Source organism: Bacillus sp. LL01 (genome assembly GCF_001037965.1).
In genome coordinates, this window is sequence record NZ_LFEL01000001.1 from 742,436 (window position 1) to 763,278 (window position 20,843).

Genomic DNA, 20,843 nt, shown 5'->3' on the forward strand with positions numbered 1-20,843 from the left:
AAAATTATGCTTCCTGCTAAAAGTTTGAGTTCCATCGTGAAATAATTTGGACTTACTCCATATTGCATACTTTAACATATATTAAGAGTGCAGATTTTATTTTCGGGAGGTATTGTTTTGGAACAACACCCATTTTTAAATTCAGAAGTAATTTCATGGCAAAACGGTGAAAATTACACTGGTCAGATTGATGAAAGAGAGCTTGGTTCTTATTATCCTTACCCACGACCTAGGCCTAGACCAAGACCAAGGCCTAGACCATACTACCCTTATTTTTATCCTTACTATTTTCCTTTTTTCCCATTCCCCCGTCCTTACCCCTATTACCCAGGGTATGGTTACGGCGGAGGATATGGTGGTTATGGATATTAAATAGCTTAAAGCAAGAGGGACCCTTTTTAAAGGCGGTCCCTCTCAATCATTAGGTTTCTTTCAAGTTACTGCTTCAAGCACTGTTTTAGAATTTGTCAGGGAATTGTTTTACTACTCCATTTTTTAGTGAGTCAGCAAGCTGGATGATATGATCCATCCCTTTGTCTAAAGCAACGATACTTGCATCCCAATCTTTTGCAAGTCTTGCTGCAACATCCTCTGTAATTAATTCTAAATGCATTTCCAAAGACTCCTTTAGTTCTACTTTCGACCAATGTGGATTGGCTTTGTTAAGGAAATCGGCTATATCATCAGCATTTTTATACCACTCTTTATTGTAATTTTCCAAATTAGCTTTGTTATCGCTTTTTGCTGCATCGACCACTTTTCCGGCGATGAGGATATGGTCCTTTAACAGCTCAGTCAGTTTGTTGCCAGCACGTCGGAAAGTGCATGAACAACCTGCAGATTCCTTTTCAGAAACTTTTCTTTTTTGCAAAATTCCTCAATTTGTACGAAATGCACTTTTTTAAATTTATTTTGTTTACAATTGCGCCTGATGATTATAATAAAAGGTTAGTCAGATTCCTAGAGACCGACTTAATAATAATTTATCTAGGTTATTCCTGATTTAAGTCTATATAAATTTTATTTAACAGCACTTCCCCAGGGTCCTGACTCAGTTCCCACATCATAGCGCCACCTAGCTCAGCAAATTTTATATAATCTGTTTTCTTTCCAATTGATTCTTCGTCATCATAACTGATAAATGTAGAACCATTATAGAGAATCGGTACCTCTGCATCCTCTTTCCAATGGCGTAAAAATCCATTTCTATCCACGAACTCTGTATCAATCTTGGCAAAGGTAAGTGAAGTCCCACCAGAAAAACTTTGGTTCAAACCATTATTAAGATTGTCCACTTCATGAAAAGCCCTACCATAGAATGGCAATCCCATCACAAGCTTCTCTGAAGGAACCCCACTGTTTATATATGTTTCCACACCATCGCGGACACTCCATGAACTATCTGCGTTCTGATACAATGGCGCATTCAAACCTGTAACAGCATCCCACTCACCATGGATATCATAGGTCATCAACTGAATATAGTTCACATAACGCTGAAGCTCCGCTAACTCCATATTGGCAGCATGACCTTTACTAGCACCAGCCGCAATGGTCAATAAATATTCCTTGCCATCTATCTCACTCTGGTTATCTAGCGTTTCCCGGATTTTCTTTATGAGTAAGGTATAGTTCCGCTTATCCCCCGGGCGATTCTTATTATCAGGGTGTCCCCCGCTTACCGGGTACTCCCAATCCAAGTCCACCCCATCAAACCCGTATTTTAAAATAAACTGGCGTACACTTTCTGCAAACGTTTCGCGAGCAGCCTCGGTCAACGCCACATCCGAGAAGTTTCTCGACCAAGTCCACCCGCCGACCGAGATCAATGTCTTCACATGCGGATGCTTCTCTTTGAGCATTTGTAACTGCTTAAAATTCTCGTAATCAGTGGCTGTATCGCCAACCGCAATTTTTCTGTCATCCGAGATGTTTGCAAAGGCGTAATTGATATGAGTCAGCTTACTTGCATCAATATCAGAAACGTTATAACCGGAATAGCTAGCCCAACCAGCATAATAGCCTACCATCTTATAGCCCGTTTCCGCTTTTGAACTGTTTTCCACCCTTACCGTTTCCTTTGTTTCTACCACTTGACCGGCGCTATCATACACAACAACTTTTAAAGTCTGCTCGCCATTTTCCACCCAAGGATCAGTCGACCAGTTGATTGTGAATGGTGCTTCCGTTTTTTCACCGATTAAGTAGTCACCGTTACTGCTGTAAAACTCGACCTTACTAATGGAGTTGTCATCTTTTGCCTCGACTTTTAGCTCCACATCTCCTCTAACAGTAGACTCTCGCTTTTCCTCAGAAGAATAGCTGAAGCTTAAGATTTCTGGTGGATTATCCTTTGGTTCCTCCACCGCTTCCGCTTCTTTCACAGGAGTGGTTTCTGTAGGTACATGTTCAGTATTTAAAAAGTGTACAAGTGTTGCACTAACAAGCGCGAGCACAACAAAAATATAAATCATCTGTTTCCATCTAAGTTGCATTTTCTGTTACTTCCTCCTATATAACTGCTTATCTATCATTTTAATATGTAGCAGGCAGTGGGAGTAGCGGTAAATATTAGTACGCTCGTTTTCCAAAATACGGTATTATTTATACAAAATAAGCGTAATTGTGGCATAGTTGATGAGGATATTAATGGGTAAAAACATAATTTTTGTTACGGTGTTATTATCTGCCTGCACTTCTGATGCAGCTATTATGTCCTGGAAGTAAAATAAAAAGAGTACCGATCCCATTGAGGATTTCGGCACTCTTTTTAAAACTCTTACAACTCTTCACAATGCTCTTCAAAATACCCTTGTAGCTTTGTGATTACTGACATTGGCGCATGGCCTTCGATTTCGTGTCTTTCTACCATCGTTACAATCTTGCCGTCTTTTAATAGCGCGAAAGAAGGAGAGGATGGCGGATAGCCTTCGAAATATTCACGTGCTTTCTCAGTTGCTTCTTTATCTTGACCTGCAAAAACAGTAACCAAGTTTGTCGGGCGCTTGTCATAATGCACCGCATGCGTTGCAGCAGGACGTGCAATACCACCAGCACAACCACAAACGGAGTTTACCATTACAAGTGTTGTACCTTTTCGTGCAAATGCTTCTTCTACATCTTCAACTGTTTTCAGTTGCTCATAGCCAGCGTTATCCATTTCTTCTCTGGCAGTACGAACAACATCATTCATAAACATATTAAAATCGATATTCATGTTGTATCACCTCTTCTTTAACTACCTCTATCATACCAATTTTTTTCTAATAAATAAAATAAAAAAGGTTTATTTTCTGTTTTGGCGGGTATTATAATTGTAACATCTTGATATCCATACCCCTATACTCCCTAGTTGAAGGAAAGTGATATGCTCGCTTTCCTTTTTTTGTGTTTAAAAAAATTACCTTTGACAGTATGGATGGGTCATGCTAGTATGTTTATTAATTCTAAATTAACCAAATATTTAACACTCTTATTAAGAGAGGCGGAGGGACTGGCCCTATGATGCCCGGCAACCATTCAATCATTTTATTGTAAAGGTGCTAATTCCTGCATAGCAAATTGCTATGACAGATAAGAGAGGATACTTCTACACAGCCTCTCTATATTTTTAGAGAGGTTTTTATTTTTTGTTGATTACTAAAACTTCATATCAAATGCATCAGGTGCTGAATGAATAAGTAACTTATTCGGCCAAAAAGGGAAGATCGGTGAAATTCCGGCACGGTCCCGCCACTGTAATGGGGAGCGACTTATCGTCCACTGTTTAGAATGAAATGGGAAGGGATAAGAAGCAATGAACCTAAGTCAGGATACCTGCCTGTTGTATGCGCTTGTACTCTACGAGGTTATAGAGGGGAGTGAGAAATGCGTGTTGAGTAAACCAGAATGTCTCAACTCTAGTTAAGTGTGCGTATGAATCTCTCTTTTATTTGAAAAGGGAGATTTTTTAGTTGATGACAAAATCCAAACAAATTAAGGAGAGATAAAATGTGTAAAGTTTTAAATTCAAACCTTGGTTATCCAAGAATTGGAGAAAAGCGCGAATGGAAGAAATCACTTGAACAGTTTTGGGCAGGAAATCTGGAGAAACAGGAATTTTTAAAACAAATGGAAGAGTTACGTCTTCAATTTCTTCAGAAACAAAAGGATCTCGGAATTGATTTAATACCGATTGGCGACTTCAGTCTTTATGACCATGTACTTGATACTGCAGTAATGTTTGGCCTAGTGCCTAAGCGATTTGACTATCAGGGAGGAAAAGTACCTCTAGAGACCTATTTCAATATGGCAAGAGGAGCAGAAAATGCTGTGGCTTCAGAAATGACGAAGTGGTTTAATACAAACTATCACTATATTGTTCCAGAGTTAGAGGATACATTGCCAAGTTTAGTTGAAAACCGGCCACTACACTTTTATAAGGAGGCCAAAGAAAACCTAGGAATAAAAGGAAAACCTGTAATTTTAGGGCCCGTCACCTTTGTAAAATTGGCCAAAGGCTATGATAAAAATCAGTTTAAAGCTACTGTTGAGCAATTTGTTCCGCTGTATGCACAGATTTTACGAGAATTGCAGGAGGAGGAGGTAGAATGGATACAAATTGATGAACCCATTCTAACCACAACCATCACAGAAGAAGAAGTTACATTATTTCACGAAATCTATCAAAGCCTGCATGAAGCAGCACCAGCTGTAAAAGTGTTACTACAAACCTATTTTGAGGTAATTGATCACTATGAAAAAATTACTTCTCTTCCTGTTCATGGGATAGGACTCGACTTTGTTCATGATCATGGTCGAAACCTTGTTGAATTAAAGAAGTATGGATTTCCTAAAGATAAGGTCCTTGCTGCTGGAGTCGTTGACGGCCGTAATATCTGGCGTTCGAACCTTGAAGATACTTTATCAATCCTTGAAGAGATTACAAAAGAAGTAATCACTCTAATAGTACAGCCTTCATCAAGTTTATTGCACGTACCAGTAACCGTAAAGAATGAAGAAACACTTGATGATAACCTAAGAGATGCACTTTCCTTTGCTGATGAAAAATTAAAAGAAGTCGCCGTGCTTTCACGAGGAATCAGAGATGGCAAAGAATCTATACAGGACATACTTGCTTTAACTACAAAATCTATACAAAAGCTAAAGAATTCTGCCCTACGAAATAACACAGAGGTCCAAGAAAACATCAAAAACTTGCGCTCATATAAAGCTGAACGGGAAGCTACATATGATGTTCGCCAAAAATTGCAGGAGGCTGCTTTCCAATTACCACTTCTTCCTACTACTACTATTGGCAGCTTTCCTCAAACACAAGAAGTTATTAAACAGCGTCAAAAATGGCGTAAAAGCAAAATAACTGATTCGGATTATGAGGAATTTATTAAATTTGAAATAGAAAAGTGGATTCATATTCAGGAGGAAATCGGCCTTGATGTTTTTGTACATGGAGAGTTTGAACGTACTGACATGGTAGAATATTTCGGGGAAAAATTAGCTGGCTTTCAATTCACGAAGTCCGGTTGGGTACAGTCATATGGATCAAGATGTGTAAAGCCACCTATTATTTTCGGTGATGTTTCATTCAAATCCCCAATGACAATTAATGAAACCTTATTTGCCCAATCGTTGACAGACAAACCTGTTAAAGGCATGCTTACAGGCCCCATTACCATTTTAAACTGGTCTTTTGTTCGAAATGATATTTCCCGTTTTGAAGTGGCAAACCAGATAGCACTTTCTCTAAAAAAAGAGGTGGAATTCCTCGAAGAAAATGGAATACGTATGATTCAAGTGGATGAACCCGCACTCCGTGAAGGACTTCCACTAAAGATTGAAAAATGGGAAGACTACCTTAACGCAGCAGTCTATTCATTTAAACTTGCAACATCCTCTGTGAAAAATGAAACACAAATTCATACACATATGTGTTATTCGGACTTTGAAGATATTATCGAAGCAATTAAAGCACTCGATGCTGATGTTATTTCAATTGAGACCTCCAGAAGCCATGGTTCGCTCATTCACTCTTTTGAAGTAAATACGTATGACAACGGGATAGGGCTTGGAGTTTATGATATTCATAGTCCAAGGATCCCAAAACTTGATGAAATACAAAACAACATTGATCGCGCCCTTCAAGTGCTTGATCCAAAGCAGTTCTGGATTAATCCCGATTGTGGCTTAAAGACTCGCGGTACGCCTGAAACGATTGCAGCCCTTGAAGTGATGGTTCAAGCTGCAGCACAAACAAGAGAAAAACTGATGGTGAGAAAAGGATAGACTTGGTTTATTAGATGGATACGAGATCTTACAATAAGATCTCGTATTTTTTCAGAACTGTTCCTATTCTTCAGACTCCTACCTATTCATTCCGATTATATAATCCCATCAAGCTATTCACAGCCGCAGAAACAGAAATCTCCCCTGTACTTATTTGATTCTCCATCAGTGGCAACTGTGATCTAACATTTGTATCACTAAAGAAAAGCATTTCTATCTGATCTTTTAAAGAAGTGTAGAACCAGCTCCGCTTTTGTTCTGTTCTCCTTCTATCAAATTCCTCAGAAGCTTTTGTCACATCCATGAATTCTTTCACAAGGCTCCATGTTTGATCGATTCCTTTATTATGCAACGCCGAACAACTAAACGTCTTCGTCTCCCAGCCATCTGTTGCAGGCTGCAAAAAATGGAGGATCTGCCGGTACTCATGAGCAGTTTTCTCAGCCCTTGCTTTATTATCTCCATCCGCTTTGTTCACAACAATCGCATCCACGAGCTCCAAAATGCCCTTTTTCATTCCTTGAAGCTCATCTCCTGCACCTGTAAGAACAAGCAACAGAAAGAAATCCACCATATCCCGTACAATCGCTTCACTCTGCCCTACTCCGACTGTCTCCACCAAGATTACATCATACCCAGCAGCTTCACACAAAAGGATACTTTCACGCGTTTTCCGATGTACTCCACCTAGCGTGCCACTTGATGGTGACGGACGGATAAATGCCTTCGGATGTCTGGCCAGCTGTTCCATCCTGGTTTTGTCACCAAGGATACTTCCACCTGTCTTGGAGCTGCTCGGATCGACTGCAAGCACGGCGACTTGGTGGCCCAGCTCGCACAAATACAAACCAAATGCTTCAATAAATGTACTCTTTCCTGCACCAGGAACTCCACTTATTCCAATTCGAACGGAACGCCCTGTGGAGGGCATGATCTCCTGAATAATCTCCTGGCTTTTATGAAAATGTCGTGATGCATTGCTTTCTACTAGCGTTATGGCTTGGGCCAAATCGGAACGGACTCCTGCATGGATACCTGCAATGATATCCTCGGTGCTCCGTTCCACTTTCCGGAGCACTTTTTTACGAGGCTTTCGCTCTTTAGTCATTTGTCTCTTCCACTTCCTCATAACCGAGGCGTTCGTATATCTCCTCCATGACCTTCTCCGCTGCACGTGGAATGACCGTTCCAGGTCCGAAGATGGCCGAAGCGCCTTTGCTGTAAAGAAATTCGTAATCCTGTGCAGGAATTACTCCACCGATTACGACAATAATGTCTTCACGGTTCAACTTTTTCAGTTCTTCCACAAGTTGTGGCAACAAAGTTTTGTGTCCTGCAGCAAGGGAACTGATTCCAATAACGTGAACATCATTTTCCACTGCTTGCAATGCTGTTTCTTTAGGAGTTTGGAAAAGCGGTCCGATATCCACATCAAATCCAAGGTCTGCGAAGGCTGTTGAGATGACCTTAGCCCCTCTGTCATGGCCGTCCTGCCCCATCTTGGCAATCATAATCCTCGGTCTTCTTCCTTCGAGCTCTAGGAATTCCTCAATTTTATCCTTCACGGCACTCATCTCTTCCTCATTTGAGAATTCACTGCTATAAACGCCACTGATGGAGCGGATCACAGCACGATGGCGGTTGGCCACCTTTTCGATGGCATCCGAAATTTCCCCAAGGCTTGCACGGGCACGGGCTGCGTCCACGGCAAGCTCCAACAGATTGCCTTTACCTGTGCGTGCGGCATCTGTAAGAGCTTCCAATGCGGAAACCACTTCTGTTTCCTCTCTGTTTTCACGAAGCTTCTGTAAACGTAGTATCTGCTTTTTACGAACCTCAGCATTATCAATATCAAGTACATCTATTGTCATGTCCTCTTTATCCAGACGGAACTTGTTTACACCAATAATTGCTTCTCTTCCAGAATCGATTTTTGCTTGACGGCGTGCCGATGCCTCTTCAATTTTCATCTTTGGCAGTCCGGTTTCTATTGCTTTTGCCATGCCACCCAGCTCTTCAATTTCCTCTATATGTGTCCATGCTTTATCAATCAATTCTTTTGTCAATGTTTCTACATAGTAGGATCCAGCCCAAGGGTCAATGACCTTGGTAATATCCGTTTCCTCTTGTAGATATAGTTGCGTATTACGTGCAATACGAGCAGAAAAATCCGTTGGTAGCGCAATAGCTTCATCTAATGCGTTAGTGTGCAAGGATTGAGTATGGCCGTTTGCAGCCGCCAGCGCTTCAATGCATGTGCGCGTCACGTTATTGAACGGGTCTTGCTCGGTTAAACTCCATCCCGAAGTTTGTGAATGTGTTCGGAGAGCCATCGACTTCGGATTCTCCGGAGCAAACTCCTTCATCATTTTTGCCCAGATAAAACGGGCTGCACGCATTTTCGCCACTTCCATGAAGAAATTCATGCCGATTGCCCAGAAGAAAGAAAGTCTTGGAGCAAACTTATCAATATCAATGCCAGCTTCAAGTCCTGTTCTAACATACTCCAACCCGTCTGCCAACGTATAGGCAAGCTCGATATCCGCCGGCGCTCCCGCCTCCTGCATGTGGTAGCCAGAAATACTGATGCTGTTGAACTTCGGCATATGCTGGGATGTGTAAGCAAAAATATCACCAATGATCCTCATCGACATTTCAGGCGGGTAGATATAGGTGTTACGAACCATGTATTCTTTTAAAATATCATTTTGGATGGTTCCAGAGAGCTTTTCCTGACTGACACCCTGCTCTTCAGCCGTCACAATGTAAAATGCCATGATTGGCAATACCGCACCATTCATTGTCATAGATACGGACATTTTATCCAACGGAATCCCGTCAAAGAGGATTTTCATATCGAGAATGGAGTCGATGGCAACACCGGCTTTTCCGACATCCCCTTCGACACGGGGGTGATCGGAATCATAGCCTCGATGAGTTGCGAGGTCAAAAGCAACCGATAATCCCTTCTGTCCCATTTCCAGGTTTCTTCTATAAAATGCATTGCTTTCTTCTGCTGTGGAGAAACCTGCATACTGACGGATCGTCCATGGTCTGTTGACGTACATCGTCGGGTAAGGTCCACGAAGATACGGGGCAATACCAGGAAGTGTTCCCAAGTGATCGGCTCCATCCGAGTCGGCCAGTGTGTAATTAGCCTTCAATTTTATCTGCTCATTCGTTTCATAAAACAACTCTTCCACCGCTTCGTTAGAGAGTGGCACGGTTTGGGTATTGGTAGCTTGTCTGTTCAGTGTTCTCGTTGAAAAATCAGGCTTCATTATCGGTCAACCCCATTTCTTGGTGTATCTTTACTAATTGCTCAAAACAGTTGGAGCGCATATGAATAAAATCACTAACCCCTATTTCCTGCAACTCTTTTTGACGTGTTGCTTCCGGTAAGCCAGCAACCAATACTTTTCGGTTAGGCGAATTGACAGCCATAACCGCTCCACTAAGCAACTCCTCATAGGTGTCATCACTTCCACAAATGCATACATAGCCAGTTATGTTTTGATTAGATACCCACTCCACAATTCCTTTAGCCTCTTCAAAGCTTGGACTAACGACAGGTTGAAGGCCTCCTACCTGAAAAAAACCTGATGCGAAGTCAGTTCGCGGCTTGTGTGTTGCTAATGACCCAAGATTAATTAAGGTAACTTTTGGAGATGTCCCCTGTTTTTCCTGATACACCTTAGCTTGGTAACGCAAGCTTTCAAAGGCTTCAGATAGCCTTAAGGTTTGAATGGCCTGTACTTTTACTGGAGCATGTTCATTTCCATCCACACGTTTTTTGCTTATTTGCCACTTTAGCTCCTCTTGAAGATTTGCATACATATTGATACCGACCAATATTTTTCTCCTGCTCTGGACATCCTTAAGTCGCTTTTCTTTTACATCGGCAATGCGGTCTTGTATGAAATTTGTTCGCAGAGCTTCCACGATTCCGCCAAGCTTGTCCAGCTCCTGAAACAGCTTCCATGCCTCATCAGCCAATTGATTTGTCAGCTTTTCGACGTAATAAGAGCCTGCTGCTGGATCGACGACTTTGTCTAAAAAGCTCTCTTCTTTTAAGATGTAGTGGGTATTTCTTGCGATTCTTCGTGAGAAAACATCTTTCCCTTGCTGATAACTGTCTACATTAATACTGTCTGCTCCACCTATGGCCGCAGAGAATGCCTCGGTTGTCGAACGGAGCATATTGACGTACGGATCAAGATTAGATTTGGTAAACATAGAGGTTGTGGCATGCACTGTCATCTTCTGTGCTTTTTCATTTCCTCCAAAAGCCTCCACGACATTTGCCCATAACACTCTTGCCGCTCTCAGCTTGCTGAGTTCCATGAAAAAGTCACTTCCTACCGGGAAAGTAAATGCTATTTCCTGGGAAGCTTCATCAATGGACATACCTCTATTCATAAGTGCCTCCAAATATTCAACGGCCGTCGCCATGACAGCTGCAAGCTCCTGCACGGCATTGGCTCCCCCGTTGTGATAGGCATTGGACTGCACCCATACTGTTTTAAGGCACGGGGCATTGTTTTCTTTCCACTCAATGTTGGATTTCATTTCGTCATAATACTGCTCCAATGGCTGTTTCAGCAAGCCTGTTGCTGCAAGCTCACCAACAGGATCCGCTCCAATGATTCCTTGTAAGTTCTTTGTTTCCATCCCGCTATCGATCAACGCATTGATGAACGTTGTTGCGCTGGATCCCACTTGTACTTGGAGAGCTATGTCATTCAGTGGGAGGTCTTTAAATAAAGTCTTAAGGTCAGTTTGATCTTTAATAAATAAAGCATTAGGTTCCATTGATGAATAAGTGGCAAAATGAATGGATTGCAAGCCACTTTCTAGTTCCAGTTTTAATTGGGAATTTAACTCCTCAAATGATGTAGAAGCATATAATTGTTGGCTGACTGTCCAATCAGACTTGTCTATAAATAGTTTAGATGCATGATCCTTTCTATCATTTTCTGTATAAACCGGTTTTCGTGTAATGCCTTCGTATGTAACGGTGTTGAGCTTGGAAACAGGCTTCCCCTTCAACGCCTTCTCTGCCTGCTCAACCCACTCTTCCATTGTCACTTTCGGGAAACTATTGTTCTTCATCTCTTTTAATCTACTCATCTTCATCCCCTCGTTCCCTCAATTACGTAATCGCTTACAAATTAAATTTTTTAAAAGTTCATATATTTATTTTAATATAGTTATGTGGGCACGGCAAATAAAGAAAGCATTGGAATTACTTATTTTCGGTGGTATTCGCCTGGCAAAAAAACTATACTTACTATATAAATGATAGTTTCTTATAAAGGTAGTGATTTGTAGCGATGTTATACATATGGAATATTGAAAATATAATTAAAGAAACACTAGAGGAACTTGGTTTAGATATTAATTTTGAATTTGACAATGGTTTAAAAGCACCAATGAGTTTTAACATATCGACTAACACGATCAAATTTAATTATTTGCAGATTAATGGATACAAAGCCAAGATAAACAATAAAATTAGAGAATCTGATGAGAACTTTGTCAAACTCATTCTTTATCATGAAATTGGCTATTATCTAGATTTCAAAAAGAACAAACATGATTTAAGGATATTGATGTATGGCGGAGAAGATGAGAAAGAGATTCTTATGAGTCAAATCGAAAAAAATGCGTGGGTGTTTGGTAGAACAGTTGTACCTGATCATCTAATGGATGCTTATGATAAGGTTCGGGAGCTGGATGGGATGTTCTTGAAAAGTAGATAACCTGAATAACTGAGAAAAAACTAAGAGTGTATGAAAACATAGCGTTTTCATACACTCTTCCTATTTACTTAGTGATCGTATCTATAGTTTCATCAATAATAATTCCAACATTCCCTTTCTTATGTCCCTTTTCCACATAGCTGTGAGCAACTGATAATTGTTCCATCGGATAGCTTTTATCGATAACTGCTTTATACTTGCCTTTTTCAATCAGTTCTTTAAGGAATCTAATATCGTCTCCCTTTTCCAATGCAAGCCCTGAAATTATTTTATAGCCATGTGCCATCCCACTCCAATATCCCTGAACCATTTGAGTAACTCCCGCAGCCCCAAGAATCCAGGTTCCTTTTTTCTTAAGTGTTTTCTTGACCACTTTATAAGGGATTTTTCCTACTGTATCGAAAATGACATCATAACGCTCTCCAGCAATCTTTTCTTTGGTATAGTCAATTACTTTATCTGCACCTAAAGACTTCACCATTTCGACATTAGCTGTACTACATACACCTGTGACCTCTGCTCCGTAAAGTTTGGCTAGTTGAATTGCTGCGGTACCGACCGCCCCTGATGCCCCATAAATGAGAATTTTTTGCCGACTTTGGATATTTGCTTTTCTTAGAAAATGGATGGCAGTGTTACCTCCGAACGGCACAGTTGCGGCTTCAACATAGCTTAGATTTTGTGGTTTTAGTGTGACCACTCCGTTTTCAGGCAGACATATGTATTCCGCATAAGTACCAAAACTCATTCCGGAAGAGCCAAATACCTGATCACCAGATTTAAATCGAGTAACCTCACTACCTACAGATTCAACTACTCCTGCGAGCACACCTCCAAGAATGGACTTTTTGGGACGTGTCAGTCCAAAGAACAATTTAACTGCAACTGGGTCCGCTTTTCTCAAACGCCAATCTGCTGCATTCACAGCTGTTGCCACTATTTTAACCAGAATTTCATTATTTTTCGGAACAGGTTTCTCGACTTCTTTCAGTTGAAGTACCTCTGGTGGACCATACTTGGTATATACAACAGCTTTCATGTGGTGCCTCCTCTGGGTAAGCGTTTTTTGTTTCCCTTGCAATCATTGTATGTAGCTTCACAAGAAATTAAGTCAACCTGTCTTTATAATTTATTTGAACAAAAAAACCGACAAAGTCCATAAATAGGACCTTATCGGTTTCTGTAAATTCTTATTAATAAATCGAAGTATTCTCTTTAGACATTTTCTCGATGATTTCCTTAACGCGAGCTAAGAAGCGGCCACACACTAAGCCATCAAGAACACGGTGGTCAAGAGACATACATAGGTTCACCATATCGCGAACAGCAATCATGCCGTGGTCCATTACCACTGGGCGTTTCACGATGGATTCCACTTGTAGGATTGCCGCTTGTGGGTAGTTGATAATACCTTGAGATTGTACAGAACCGAATGAACCTGTGTTGTTGACAGTAAATGTTCCACCTTGCATTTCTGCAGAAGTTAATTTACCAGCGCGAACTTTGTTTGCAAGTTCTGTAATCTCACGAGCGATGCCTTTGATTGTTTTTTCATCAGCGTTGCGGATAACCGGTACGTAAAGTGCGTCGTCGGTTGCAACTGCGATGGAAATGTTGATGTCTTTCTTCTGGACGATTTTATCGCCAGCCCACATGGAGTTAATCTGTGGGAATTCTTTCAGTGCCTGAGCAACTGCTTTTACAAAGAAAGCGAAGAACGTTAAGTTGTAGCCTTCTTTTTTCTTGAATTCGCCTTTTAGAGAGTTGCGGTATTCCACAAGATTTGTTGCGTCCACTTCAATCATCGTCCAAGCATGTGGAGCTTCGTGCTTGCTACGCAGCATGTTTGCAGCGATTGCTTTACGAATACCAGTAACAGGGATTTCAATATCGCCTGCTTCCACTGGTACGTTAACAGGTTGAGCCGCTTTTGGTGCACTTGGTGCTGATGGTGCTGATTTCGGAGCTTCCGCTGCTGGAGCTTGAGCCGCTGCCGGTTTTGAATCTGCAGTTGGAATGTTTCCGGAATCGATCACCGCTTGGATGTCTTTTCTGGTAATACGTCCGCCTGCACCGCTTCCTTTAACTTGCTCAAGGTCTACATTGTTTTCTTGTGCAAGGCGTAGAACTGCTGGCGAGTAGCGACGTTTATTTGGTGTGTCTGCATCCTCTTGAGCTGCTGGAGCTTTTGAAGTTGCTGGAGCTTCAGGCTTCTCTGCAGGTGCACTTTCTTCTTTCGGTGTGTCAGCCGTTGCTTCTGCTGTTCCGCCACCTTCTGTTTCGATATAGCAGATGATTTCACCAACTGCTAATGTGTCGCCGTCTTCTGCTACAAGTTCCTTGATTGTTCCTGTAAATGAAGAAGGGATTTCTGCGTTAACTTTATCGGTCATAACCTCTGCTAGAGGGTCGTATTTGTTTACTTTGTCGCCTACGCTTACGATCCAGCGGCTGATTGTTCCTTCAGTTACGCTTTCTCCTAGCTGTGGCATTGTAATTTTCTCTACTGCCATGATGAGAACCTCCTTTAATCGGTGGGCTCTGTTGAACACTGCAGTTGATTTTCGTTCCAGAAGCTTGCTTTCCGCGGGCGGTCCGGGAGCCTCCTCAGGCTACGCCTTGCGGGGTCTCCCATGTCCCTTCCTCCCGCAGGAGTCAAGCTTCTTCCACTACAATCAACTGCAGGAAACTCAACATTACCATTCGTTCACTTTTCCACTTAAAAATAAGGTATTAGTACTGAGCAAGCTCACGCATCGCTTTTTCCACTTTGTCCGGGTTGACCATGAAGTATTTTTCCATAGTCGGAGCATATGGCATTGCAGGTACGTCTGGACCAGCAAGGCGCATGATTGGTGCATCAAGGTCGAATAAGCAGTTTTCTGCAATGATTGCAGATACTTCACTCATGATGCTTCCTTCTTTTGTATCTTCTGTAAGTAAAAGTACTTTTCCTGTTTTAGAAGCAGCTTCCATGATCGCTTCTTTATCAAGCGGGTAAACTGTACGCAAGTCAAGAATGTGTGCGGAGATTCCATCTTGTGCAAGACGCTCTGCAGCTTGTAGTGCAAAGTGTACACATAGACCGTAAGTGATAACCGTGATGTCTTCTCCTTCACGTTTCACGTCCGCTTTTCCGATTGGAAGTACATAGTCATCAGTCGGTACTTCGCCTTTGATCAGGCGGTAGGCACGTTTGTGCTCGAAGAATAGAACTGGATCTTCGTCACGGATGGCCGCTTTTAGTAATCCTTTTACATCATAAGGTGTGGAAGGCATTACAATTTTAAGACCAGGCTGGTTTGCGAACACTGCTTCAACTGATTGAGAATGGTAAAGTGCACCGTGAACTCCCCCACCGTATGGAGCACGCACAACAAGTGGACAAGTCCAGTCGTTGTTGGAACGGTAACGGATTTTTGCAGCTTCCGAGATGATTTGGTTCACTGCTGGCATGATGAAGTCTGCGAACTGCATTTCTGCGATTGGACGCATTCCGTACATTGCTGCACCAATTGCCACACCAGCGATTGCGGATTCTGCAAGAGGTGTATCGATTACTTTGTCTTCACCGAATTGATCGTAAAGGCCATTAGTCGCTTTGAAGACTCCACCTTTTTTCCCCACATCTTCTCCAAGGACAAATACTTTAGAATCACGTTCCATCTCTTCACGGATGGCCATGGTTACTGCATCTATATAAGAAATAACTGCCATGATGGTTCCCCCTTACTCTGCGTAGACATGCTTCATTGCGGATTCAGCATCTGCATATGGAGCATTTTCTGCGTATTCTGTTGCTTCGTTTACTTCTTTTGCAATCTTGTCATTAATTTCTTTTTCTTTTTCGTCTGTTAGTACGCCCACCTCTTTTAGGTAAGCGGCAAAGCTTATGATTGGATCATTCGCTTTTGCTGCTGCCACTTCGTCACGCTCACGGTATGCACGATCATCGTCATCACTGGAGTGTGGTGTCAGGCGGTAGGAGATTGCTTCAACAAGTGTAGGGCCTTCGCCACGACGTCCACGGTCAGCTGCTTCTTTAACCGCTGCATACACTTCAAGAGGATCATTTCCGTCAATGGTGATACCAGGCATTCCGTATCCAAGTGCACGGTCTGAGATTTTCTCACATGCCACTTGCTTCTCATAAGGAACAGAGATAGCATACTTGTTGTTTTCGCACATGAAGATAACCGGTAACTTATGAACCGCTGCGTAGTTAGCGCCTTCATGGAAGTCACCTTGGTTGGATGAACCTTCACCGAACGTTACAAACGTACAAAGGTCTTTTCCTTCTAAGCGTCCTGCAAGTGCTACACCTACTGCATGTGGTACTTGTGTAGTTACTGGTGAAGAACCTGTAACGATACGGTTTTTCTTTTGTCCGAAGTGACCTGGCATTTGACGGCCACCTGAGTTTGGATCTTCCGCTTTAGCGAAACCGGAAAGCATCAATTCAGTAGCTGTCATTCCGAATGTAAGAACGACACCCATGTCACGGTAGTATGGTAATACGTAGTCTTTTTCACGGTCTAAAGCGAATGCCGCTCCAACCTGCGCTGCTTCTTGACCTTGGCATGATATAACGAAAGGGATCTTTCCTGCACGGTTAAGTAACCACATACGCTCGTCAATACGGCGAGCCATTAGCATTGTTTCAAAAATTTCTAGTACGTTTTCATCTGTAAGCCCGAGAGCTTGGTGACGATTTTCTGCCATTTAAGTTTACCTCCTATATGTAGAGAGTTGGGAGCAAGTGAACACCTGCTCCTCTTCCATTTAGAACTATATTGATTTTTGCTGTTGATTTTCGCTGCAGTCGCTTGCTTTCCGCGGGGCGACCTTGAGCCTCCTCGGCTCCGCCTGCGGGGTCTCAAGATTGTCGCTACTCTCCCGCAGGAGTCAAGCGCCTTCCGCTACAATCAACGTCATTCTTAGCATTACGAATGTATCGCTTTGCCATCCACTGCAAGTGCTGCTTCACCGATCGCTTCAGATAGCGAAGGATGCGGGTGGATGGTGTGACCGATTTCCCAAGGTGTTGCGTCTAGTACACGTGCAAGTCCAGCTTCAGAAATCATGTCTGTAACGTGTGGCCCAATCATGTGGACTCCAAGTATGTCATCGTTTTCTTTGTTTACTACCATTTTTACGAAGCCGTCGGATTCTCCATATACAAGCGCTTTTCCGATTGCACGGAAGGAAAACTTGCCTGTTTTCACTTCGAAGCCTTTTTCCTTCGCTTCTTCTTCGGTGTACCCAACTGATGCCACTTCAGGGCTTGAGTACACACATTTGGAAATCATAGAATAATCGATTGGTGCCGGATTTTCATTAGCTATATGCTCAACTGCTACGATTCCCTCGTGAGAAGCAACGTGTGCTAATTGCAAGCCACCGATTACATCACCGATTGCGTAGATGTGGGACTCTTTAGTTTGGAAACGGTCATTTGTTGTAATGAAGCCTTTTTCCACTTGTATGTCTGTGTTTTCAATACCAATGCCTTCAACGTTAGCTTGACGGCCAACGGACACCAACATTTTTTCTGCAGTAAAGGATTTTTCTTCTCCTTTATGCTCGGCTTTAATAGTAACGGAGCCTTCCGCTTTTTCTAATGTTTCAGAAAGAACCTTCGCACTAGTGACCACTTTGATGCCGCGTTTCTTCAGAAGGCGTTGCATTTCTTTGGATACTTCTTTGTCTTCTGTCGGCAACACGCGATCAGCATACTCGAGTACCGTCACTTCTACTCCGAAGTCATCAAGCATGGAAGCCCACTCGATACCGATTACGCCTCCACCAACGATGATGATGGATTTAGGAAGCTCTTCAAGGGATAGTGCTTCATCCGAAGTCATCACTTGGCTGCCGTCGATTTCAAGTCCAGGAAGAGAACGCGGACGGGAACCTGTTGCTACGATCACGTTTTTAGGGATCAGCATTTCGTTTTCATCTCCGTTTTCAAACTCCACAGAGATTGTTCCAGGCATTGGTGAGAAGATAGAAGGTCCTAAAATACGACCTGTTCCGTAAAATACATCTATTTTCCCTTGCTTCATCAGGTGCTGTACGCCGCCATGAAGCTGGTCGATAATTTTTTGTTTACGCTCTTGCACTTTGAAGAAGTCCAATTTCACTTCACCAGAGATGACGCCGAACTCTTCACTGTTCTTTGTTTGAGCAAAAACCTCTGCACTGCGAAGCAATGCTTTACTTGGGATACAGCCTGCATGCAGACAAGTTCCCCCGATTTTTTTCTTTTCTACTACTGCTGTTTTTAAGCCAAGTTGAGATGCACGAATAGCCGCGACATACCCGCCTGTTCCGCCACCTAGGATGACTAAATCATATTCTTGTGCCATTATTCCTTGCTCCCTTCTAGCTCTGTACTACTTTTGTGTCCACAATCGTACCAGGATATTCTTTTGCGTTCTCTTCGCCACGTAACACACGAAGTGCCCCTTCTGTCAGGGCTTGCAGTTCGTTTTCACCTGGTTGTACGATGACATCAGCAATCCAACTGATGCGCTCGGAGATTTGTTTTACAAACCCTTTTCCGTAAGCAAGTCCACCAGTCAAGATGATTGCGTCTACTATTCCTGCCAGAACAGCACTTGCTGATCCGATTTCTTTTGCAACCTGATAAGCCATTGCATCGTACACTAAAGCGGCATTTTCATCGCCCGCTTCGATCATCTGTTCCACTTTAACTGCATCGTTTGTTCCAAGGTACCCTACAAGACCACCTTGTCCCACTAGTTTTTTCATGATTTCATCACGGTAATAGTCTCCTGAGAAACATAATGACACAAGCTCACCGGCCGGAACCGTTCCAGCACGCTCTGGGCTGAATGGGCCATCTCCATGAAGACCGTTATTTACATCAACTACTCGACCGCCAACATGCGTACCGACCGTAATACCACCACCCATATGGGTAACAATAAGGTTAAGGTCTTCGTATTTTTTTCCAAGGTCTTTCGCTACTCTGCGTGCAACCGCTTTTTGGTTCAACGCATGGAAAATACTTTTGCGCTCGATCAAAGAGAATCCTGTGATACGGGCAATGTCGGATAGTTCATCTACTACTACCGGGTCCACGATAAAGGATGGAATATTCAATCCTGTCGCAATTTCGTAGGCGATGATTCCACCAAGGTTAGATGCGTGCTGCCCTGCAAAACCGATTTTCAAATCTTGCAGCATTTCTTTGTTAACAGAGTATGTTCCGCCTTCGATTGGACGAAGAAGTCCACCACGTCCACATACGGCACTTAGCTTTGATATATTGATGCCTTCTTGATCTAATGTCTCAAGAATGGTTGTCTTTCTGAATTCATACTGATCGTAAATACTTGCAAAGGAATTAATCGTTTCGCTATCGTGACGTAATGTTTTCTCAAAAACAGAGCGTTCATTATCAAATACGCCGATTTTCGTAGATGTTGATCCTGGATTGATGACAAGTATGCGATATTCCTTTTCTAACAACGTTGAAACCTCCATTTCAGACGGATGGCAAACGAGCGACTTACATGATCAGCGCGTTTGCCCTATCTGAGATACTTATATTTTATTTAAGCTCTGTTAAACGCCGCTGCTGATTTCAGCAAAAGGCTAGAAACCATCACAACTTCAACCTTTAACTGAGCCTTTATTTATTAGCGTCCGTTACGACGGCTTAAGATATTATGGCCATTTTGTAAGAATTGACTGCGAGAGTTTTTCATACGTTCGATACGCTCTTCTGCTAGACGGTCAGCAGCACGGTAAGTTGGGATGCCGTCACGCTTTGCAATTTCGATAACTCTCTCGATGTTGTCGTAAATTCCTTCTACTTTCTTCATTGCACGCTCACGGTTGTAGCCGTAAAGCTCATCTGCAACGTTGATTACTCCACCAGCGTTGATTACATAGTCTGGTGCGTAAACGATACCCATTTCGTGAATGATATCCCCGTGTTTAGTATCAAGTAATTGGTTGTTTGCTGCACCAGCGATTACTTTTGCTTTTAATTGAGGAATTGTTTCGTCGTTAATTGTTGCTCCAAGTGCACATGGTGCATAAATGTCGCATTCAACACTGTAGATCTCGTTGATATCCACTGCTTTTGCGCCGAACTCTTCCACTGCACGGTTAACCGCATCTTTATTGATGTCCGTTACGATTAGCTGAGCTCCTTCTTCATGTAAGTGGCGGCAAAGGTTGAATGCTACGTTTCCTATACCTTGAACTGCTACTACTTTACCTTCTAAAGAATCCGTTCCGAATGCTTCTTTCGCTGCAGCTTTCATTCCGCGGTAAACCCCAAATGCTGTTACAGGAGATGGGTTACCGGAAGAACCGAATGCAGGTGATACACCAGTTACATAGTCCGTTTCTTCATAGATTAAGTCCATGTCAGCTACAGTTGTCCCAACATCTTCTGCTGTGATGTATCGTCCGTTCAATCCTTGGATGTAACGACCGAATGCGCGGAACATTTCTTCGTTTTTGTCTGTACGTGGATCTCCGATGATAACTGTTTTACCGCCACCAAGGTTTAACCCGGCAGCCGCGTTTTTATAAGTCATCCCTTTTGCAAGGCGAAGTGCATCTTCAATTGCTGCACCTTCGTTTGCGTATGTCCACATACGTGTACCACCAAGAGCTGGCCCAAGTGTAGTGTCGTGAATAGCAATGATAGCTTTTAGTCCTGATTGTTTGTCCTGGCAGATCACCAGTTGCTCGTAGTCGTAAGTCTCCATATATTTGAAAATTTCCATGATAAAATTCCTCCCCAAGATAGTAAAT

The 20,843-nt window shown here is 42.5% G+C and carries 16 protein-coding genes and 2 riboswitches; of the genes, 3 read left to right on the top strand and 13 right to left on the bottom strand.

What is annotated here, in order from left to right; translation table 11 throughout:
* Positions 1-117: 117 nt before the first annotated feature.
* Entirely contained in the window at positions 118-372 is a 255-nt protein-coding gene (locus AB685_RS03805) for a hypothetical protein (protein ID WP_198530448.1), read from the top strand.
* 85 nt (positions 373-457) lie between these two features.
* Here AB685_RS03805 and AB685_RS03810 read toward each other — a convergent pair whose 3' ends face one another.
* The 3 genes from AB685_RS03810 to AB685_RS03820 all read right to left on the bottom strand — a co-directional run bounded on the left by AB685_RS03810 (position 458) and on the right by AB685_RS03820 (position 3,217).
* Entirely contained in the window at positions 458-871 is a 414-nt protein-coding gene (locus tag AB685_RS03810; RefSeq protein WP_053073717.1) for a hypothetical protein, read from the bottom strand.
* A gap of 121 nt (positions 872-992) precedes the next feature.
* On the bottom strand, positions 993-2,495 hold the full coding sequence (locus tag AB685_RS03815; protein ID WP_047969184.1) for a glycosyl hydrolase family 18 protein: 1,503 nt from the start codon (positions 2,493-2,495) through the stop codon (positions 993-995).
* Between the two features lie 284 nt (positions 2,496-2,779).
* The gene (locus AB685_RS03820; protein ID WP_047969185.1) at positions 2,780-3,217 is read right to left on the bottom strand and encodes a BrxA/BrxB family bacilliredoxin; all 438 of its coding nucleotides are present in this window, start codon (positions 3,215-3,217) and stop codon (positions 2,780-2,782) included.
* A 252-nt stretch (positions 3,218-3,469) separates the two neighbouring features.
* Positions 3,470-3,580, top strand: a riboswitch (SAM riboswitch).
* A gap of 66 nt (positions 3,581-3,646) precedes the next feature.
* A riboswitch (cobalamin riboswitch) is annotated at positions 3,647-3,839 on the top strand.
* 151 nt (positions 3,840-3,990) lie between these two features.
* Here AB685_RS03820 and metE point away from each other — a divergent pair.
* Entirely contained in the window at positions 3,991-6,282 is a 2,292-nt protein-coding gene (metE, locus tag AB685_RS03825; protein ID WP_047969186.1) for a 5-methyltetrahydropteroyltriglutamate--homocysteine S-methyltransferase, read from the top strand.
* Positions 6,283-6,364: 82 nt separating this feature from the next.
* Here metE and meaB read toward each other — a convergent pair whose 3' ends face one another.
* From meaB to AB685_RS03840, 3 genes are read right to left on the bottom strand one after another with little or no spacing between them, the layout of a single operon-like run.
* Entirely contained in the window at positions 6,365-7,390 is a 1,026-nt protein-coding gene (gene meaB, locus AB685_RS03830) for a methylmalonyl Co-A mutase-associated GTPase MeaB (RefSeq protein WP_053073718.1), read from the bottom strand.
* Positions 7,383-9,563, bottom strand: a complete 2,181-nt coding sequence (gene scpA / locus AB685_RS03835) for a methylmalonyl-CoA mutase (RefSeq protein ID WP_082153484.1) — start codon at positions 9,561-9,563, stop codon at positions 7,383-7,385. Before scpA ends, meaB begins: the two co-directional genes overlap by 8 nt.
* Positions 9,553-11,412, bottom strand: coding sequence for a methylmalonyl-CoA mutase subunit beta (locus AB685_RS03840; RefSeq protein WP_047969188.1), 1,860 nt, complete (start codon positions 11,410-11,412; stop codon positions 9,553-9,555). Before AB685_RS03840 ends, scpA begins: the two co-directional genes overlap by 11 nt.
* 203 nt (positions 11,413-11,615) lie before the next feature.
* On the opposite strand from AB685_RS03840, the gene AB685_RS03845 reads away from it, so the two are divergent.
* The gene (locus AB685_RS03845) at positions 11,616-12,044 is read left to right on the top strand and encodes a hypothetical protein (RefSeq protein WP_047969189.1); all 429 of its coding nucleotides are present in this window, start codon (positions 11,616-11,618) and stop codon (positions 12,042-12,044) included.
* Between the two features lie 64 nt (positions 12,045-12,108).
* Here AB685_RS03845 and AB685_RS03850 read toward each other — a convergent pair whose 3' ends face one another.
* The 7 genes from AB685_RS03850 to bcd form a co-directional block, all read right to left on the bottom strand.
* A complete protein-coding gene (locus AB685_RS03850; protein WP_047969190.1) occupies positions 12,109-13,083 on the bottom strand; it encodes an NAD(P)-dependent alcohol dehydrogenase in 975 nt (324 codons plus the stop codon).
* A gap of 154 nt (positions 13,084-13,237) precedes the next feature.
* On the bottom strand, positions 13,238-14,557 hold the full coding sequence (locus AB685_RS03855) for a dihydrolipoamide acetyltransferase family protein (RefSeq protein ID WP_047969191.1): 1,320 nt from the start codon (positions 14,555-14,557) through the stop codon (positions 13,238-13,240).
* 220 nt (positions 14,558-14,777) lie between these two features.
* Positions 14,778-15,761: an alpha-ketoacid dehydrogenase subunit beta gene (locus tag AB685_RS03860; RefSeq protein ID WP_047969192.1), complete on the bottom strand. Its 984-nt coding sequence runs from the start codon at positions 15,759-15,761 to the stop codon at positions 14,778-14,780.
* Between the two features lie 12 nt (positions 15,762-15,773).
* Positions 15,774-16,766: a thiamine pyrophosphate-dependent dehydrogenase E1 component subunit alpha gene (locus AB685_RS03865; protein WP_047969193.1), complete on the bottom strand. Its 993-nt coding sequence runs from the start codon at positions 16,764-16,766 to the stop codon at positions 15,774-15,776.
* Between the two features lie 221 nt (positions 16,767-16,987).
* Positions 16,988-18,412 carry a dihydrolipoyl dehydrogenase gene (gene lpdA / locus AB685_RS03870; RefSeq protein WP_047969194.1) on the bottom strand — a complete coding sequence of 475 codons (1,425 nt, stop codon included), beginning with the start codon at positions 18,410-18,412 and terminating at the stop codon, positions 16,988-16,990.
* Positions 18,413-18,428: 16 nt separating this feature from the next.
* Positions 18,429-19,556, bottom strand: coding sequence for a butyrate kinase (buk, locus tag AB685_RS03875; protein ID WP_198530449.1), 1,128 nt, complete (start codon positions 19,554-19,556; stop codon positions 18,429-18,431).
* A 155-nt stretch (positions 19,557-19,711) separates the two neighbouring features.
* The gene (gene bcd, locus AB685_RS03880) at positions 19,712-20,815 is read right to left on the bottom strand and encodes a branched-chain amino acid dehydrogenase (protein ID WP_047969196.1); all 1,104 of its coding nucleotides are present in this window, start codon (positions 20,813-20,815) and stop codon (positions 19,712-19,714) included.
* Between the last annotated feature and the right edge of the window lie 28 nt (positions 20,816-20,843).

Excerpts from the sequence above, each read along its gene's own strand:
- AB685_RS03815 (WP_047969184.1), bottom strand. The coding sequence starts at position 2,495 with ATGCAACTTAGATGGAAACAGATGATTTATATTTTTGTTGTGCTCGCG.
- AB685_RS03820 (WP_047969185.1), bottom strand. The coding sequence starts at position 3,217 with ATGAATATCGATTTTAATATGTTTATGAATGATGTTGTTCGTACTGCC.
- metE (WP_047969186.1), top strand. The coding sequence starts at position 3,991 with ATGTGTAAAGTTTTAAATTCAAACCTTGGTTATCCAAGAATTGGAGAA.
- meaB (WP_053073718.1), bottom strand. The coding sequence starts at position 7,390 with ATGACTAAAGAGCGAAAGCCTCGTAAAAAAGTGCTCCGGAAAGTGGAA.
- scpA (WP_082153484.1), bottom strand. The coding sequence starts at position 9,563 with ATGAAGCCTGATTTTTCAACGAGAACACTGAACAGACAAGCTACCAAT.
- AB685_RS03840 (WP_047969188.1), bottom strand. The coding sequence starts at position 11,412 with ATGAGTAGATTAAAAGAGATGAAGAACAATAGTTTCCCGAAAGTGACA.
- AB685_RS03845 (WP_047969189.1), top strand. The coding sequence starts at position 11,616 with ATGTTATACATATGGAATATTGAAAATATAATTAAAGAAACACTAGAG.
- AB685_RS03850 (WP_047969190.1), bottom strand. The coding sequence starts at position 13,083 with ATGAAAGCTGTTGTATATACCAAGTATGGTCCACCAGAGGTACTTCAA.
- AB685_RS03855 (WP_047969191.1), bottom strand. The coding sequence starts at position 14,557 with ATGGCAGTAGAGAAAATTACAATGCCACAGCTAGGAGAAAGCGTAACT.
- AB685_RS03860 (WP_047969192.1), bottom strand. The coding sequence starts at position 15,761 with ATGGCAGTTATTTCTTATATAGATGCAGTAACCATGGCCATCCGTGAA.
- AB685_RS03865 (WP_047969193.1), bottom strand. The coding sequence starts at position 16,766 with ATGGCAGAAAATCGTCACCAAGCTCTCGGGCTTACAGATGAAAACGTA.
- lpdA (WP_047969194.1), bottom strand. The coding sequence starts at position 18,412 with ATGGCACAAGAATATGATTTAGTCATCCTAGGTGGCGGAACAGGCGGG.
- buk (WP_198530449.1), bottom strand. The coding sequence starts at position 19,556 with ATGGAGGTTTCAACGTTGTTAGAAAAGGAATATCGCATACTTGTCATC.
- bcd (WP_047969196.1), bottom strand. The coding sequence starts at position 20,815 with ATGGAAATTTTCAAATATATGGAGACTTACGACTACGAGCAACTGGTG.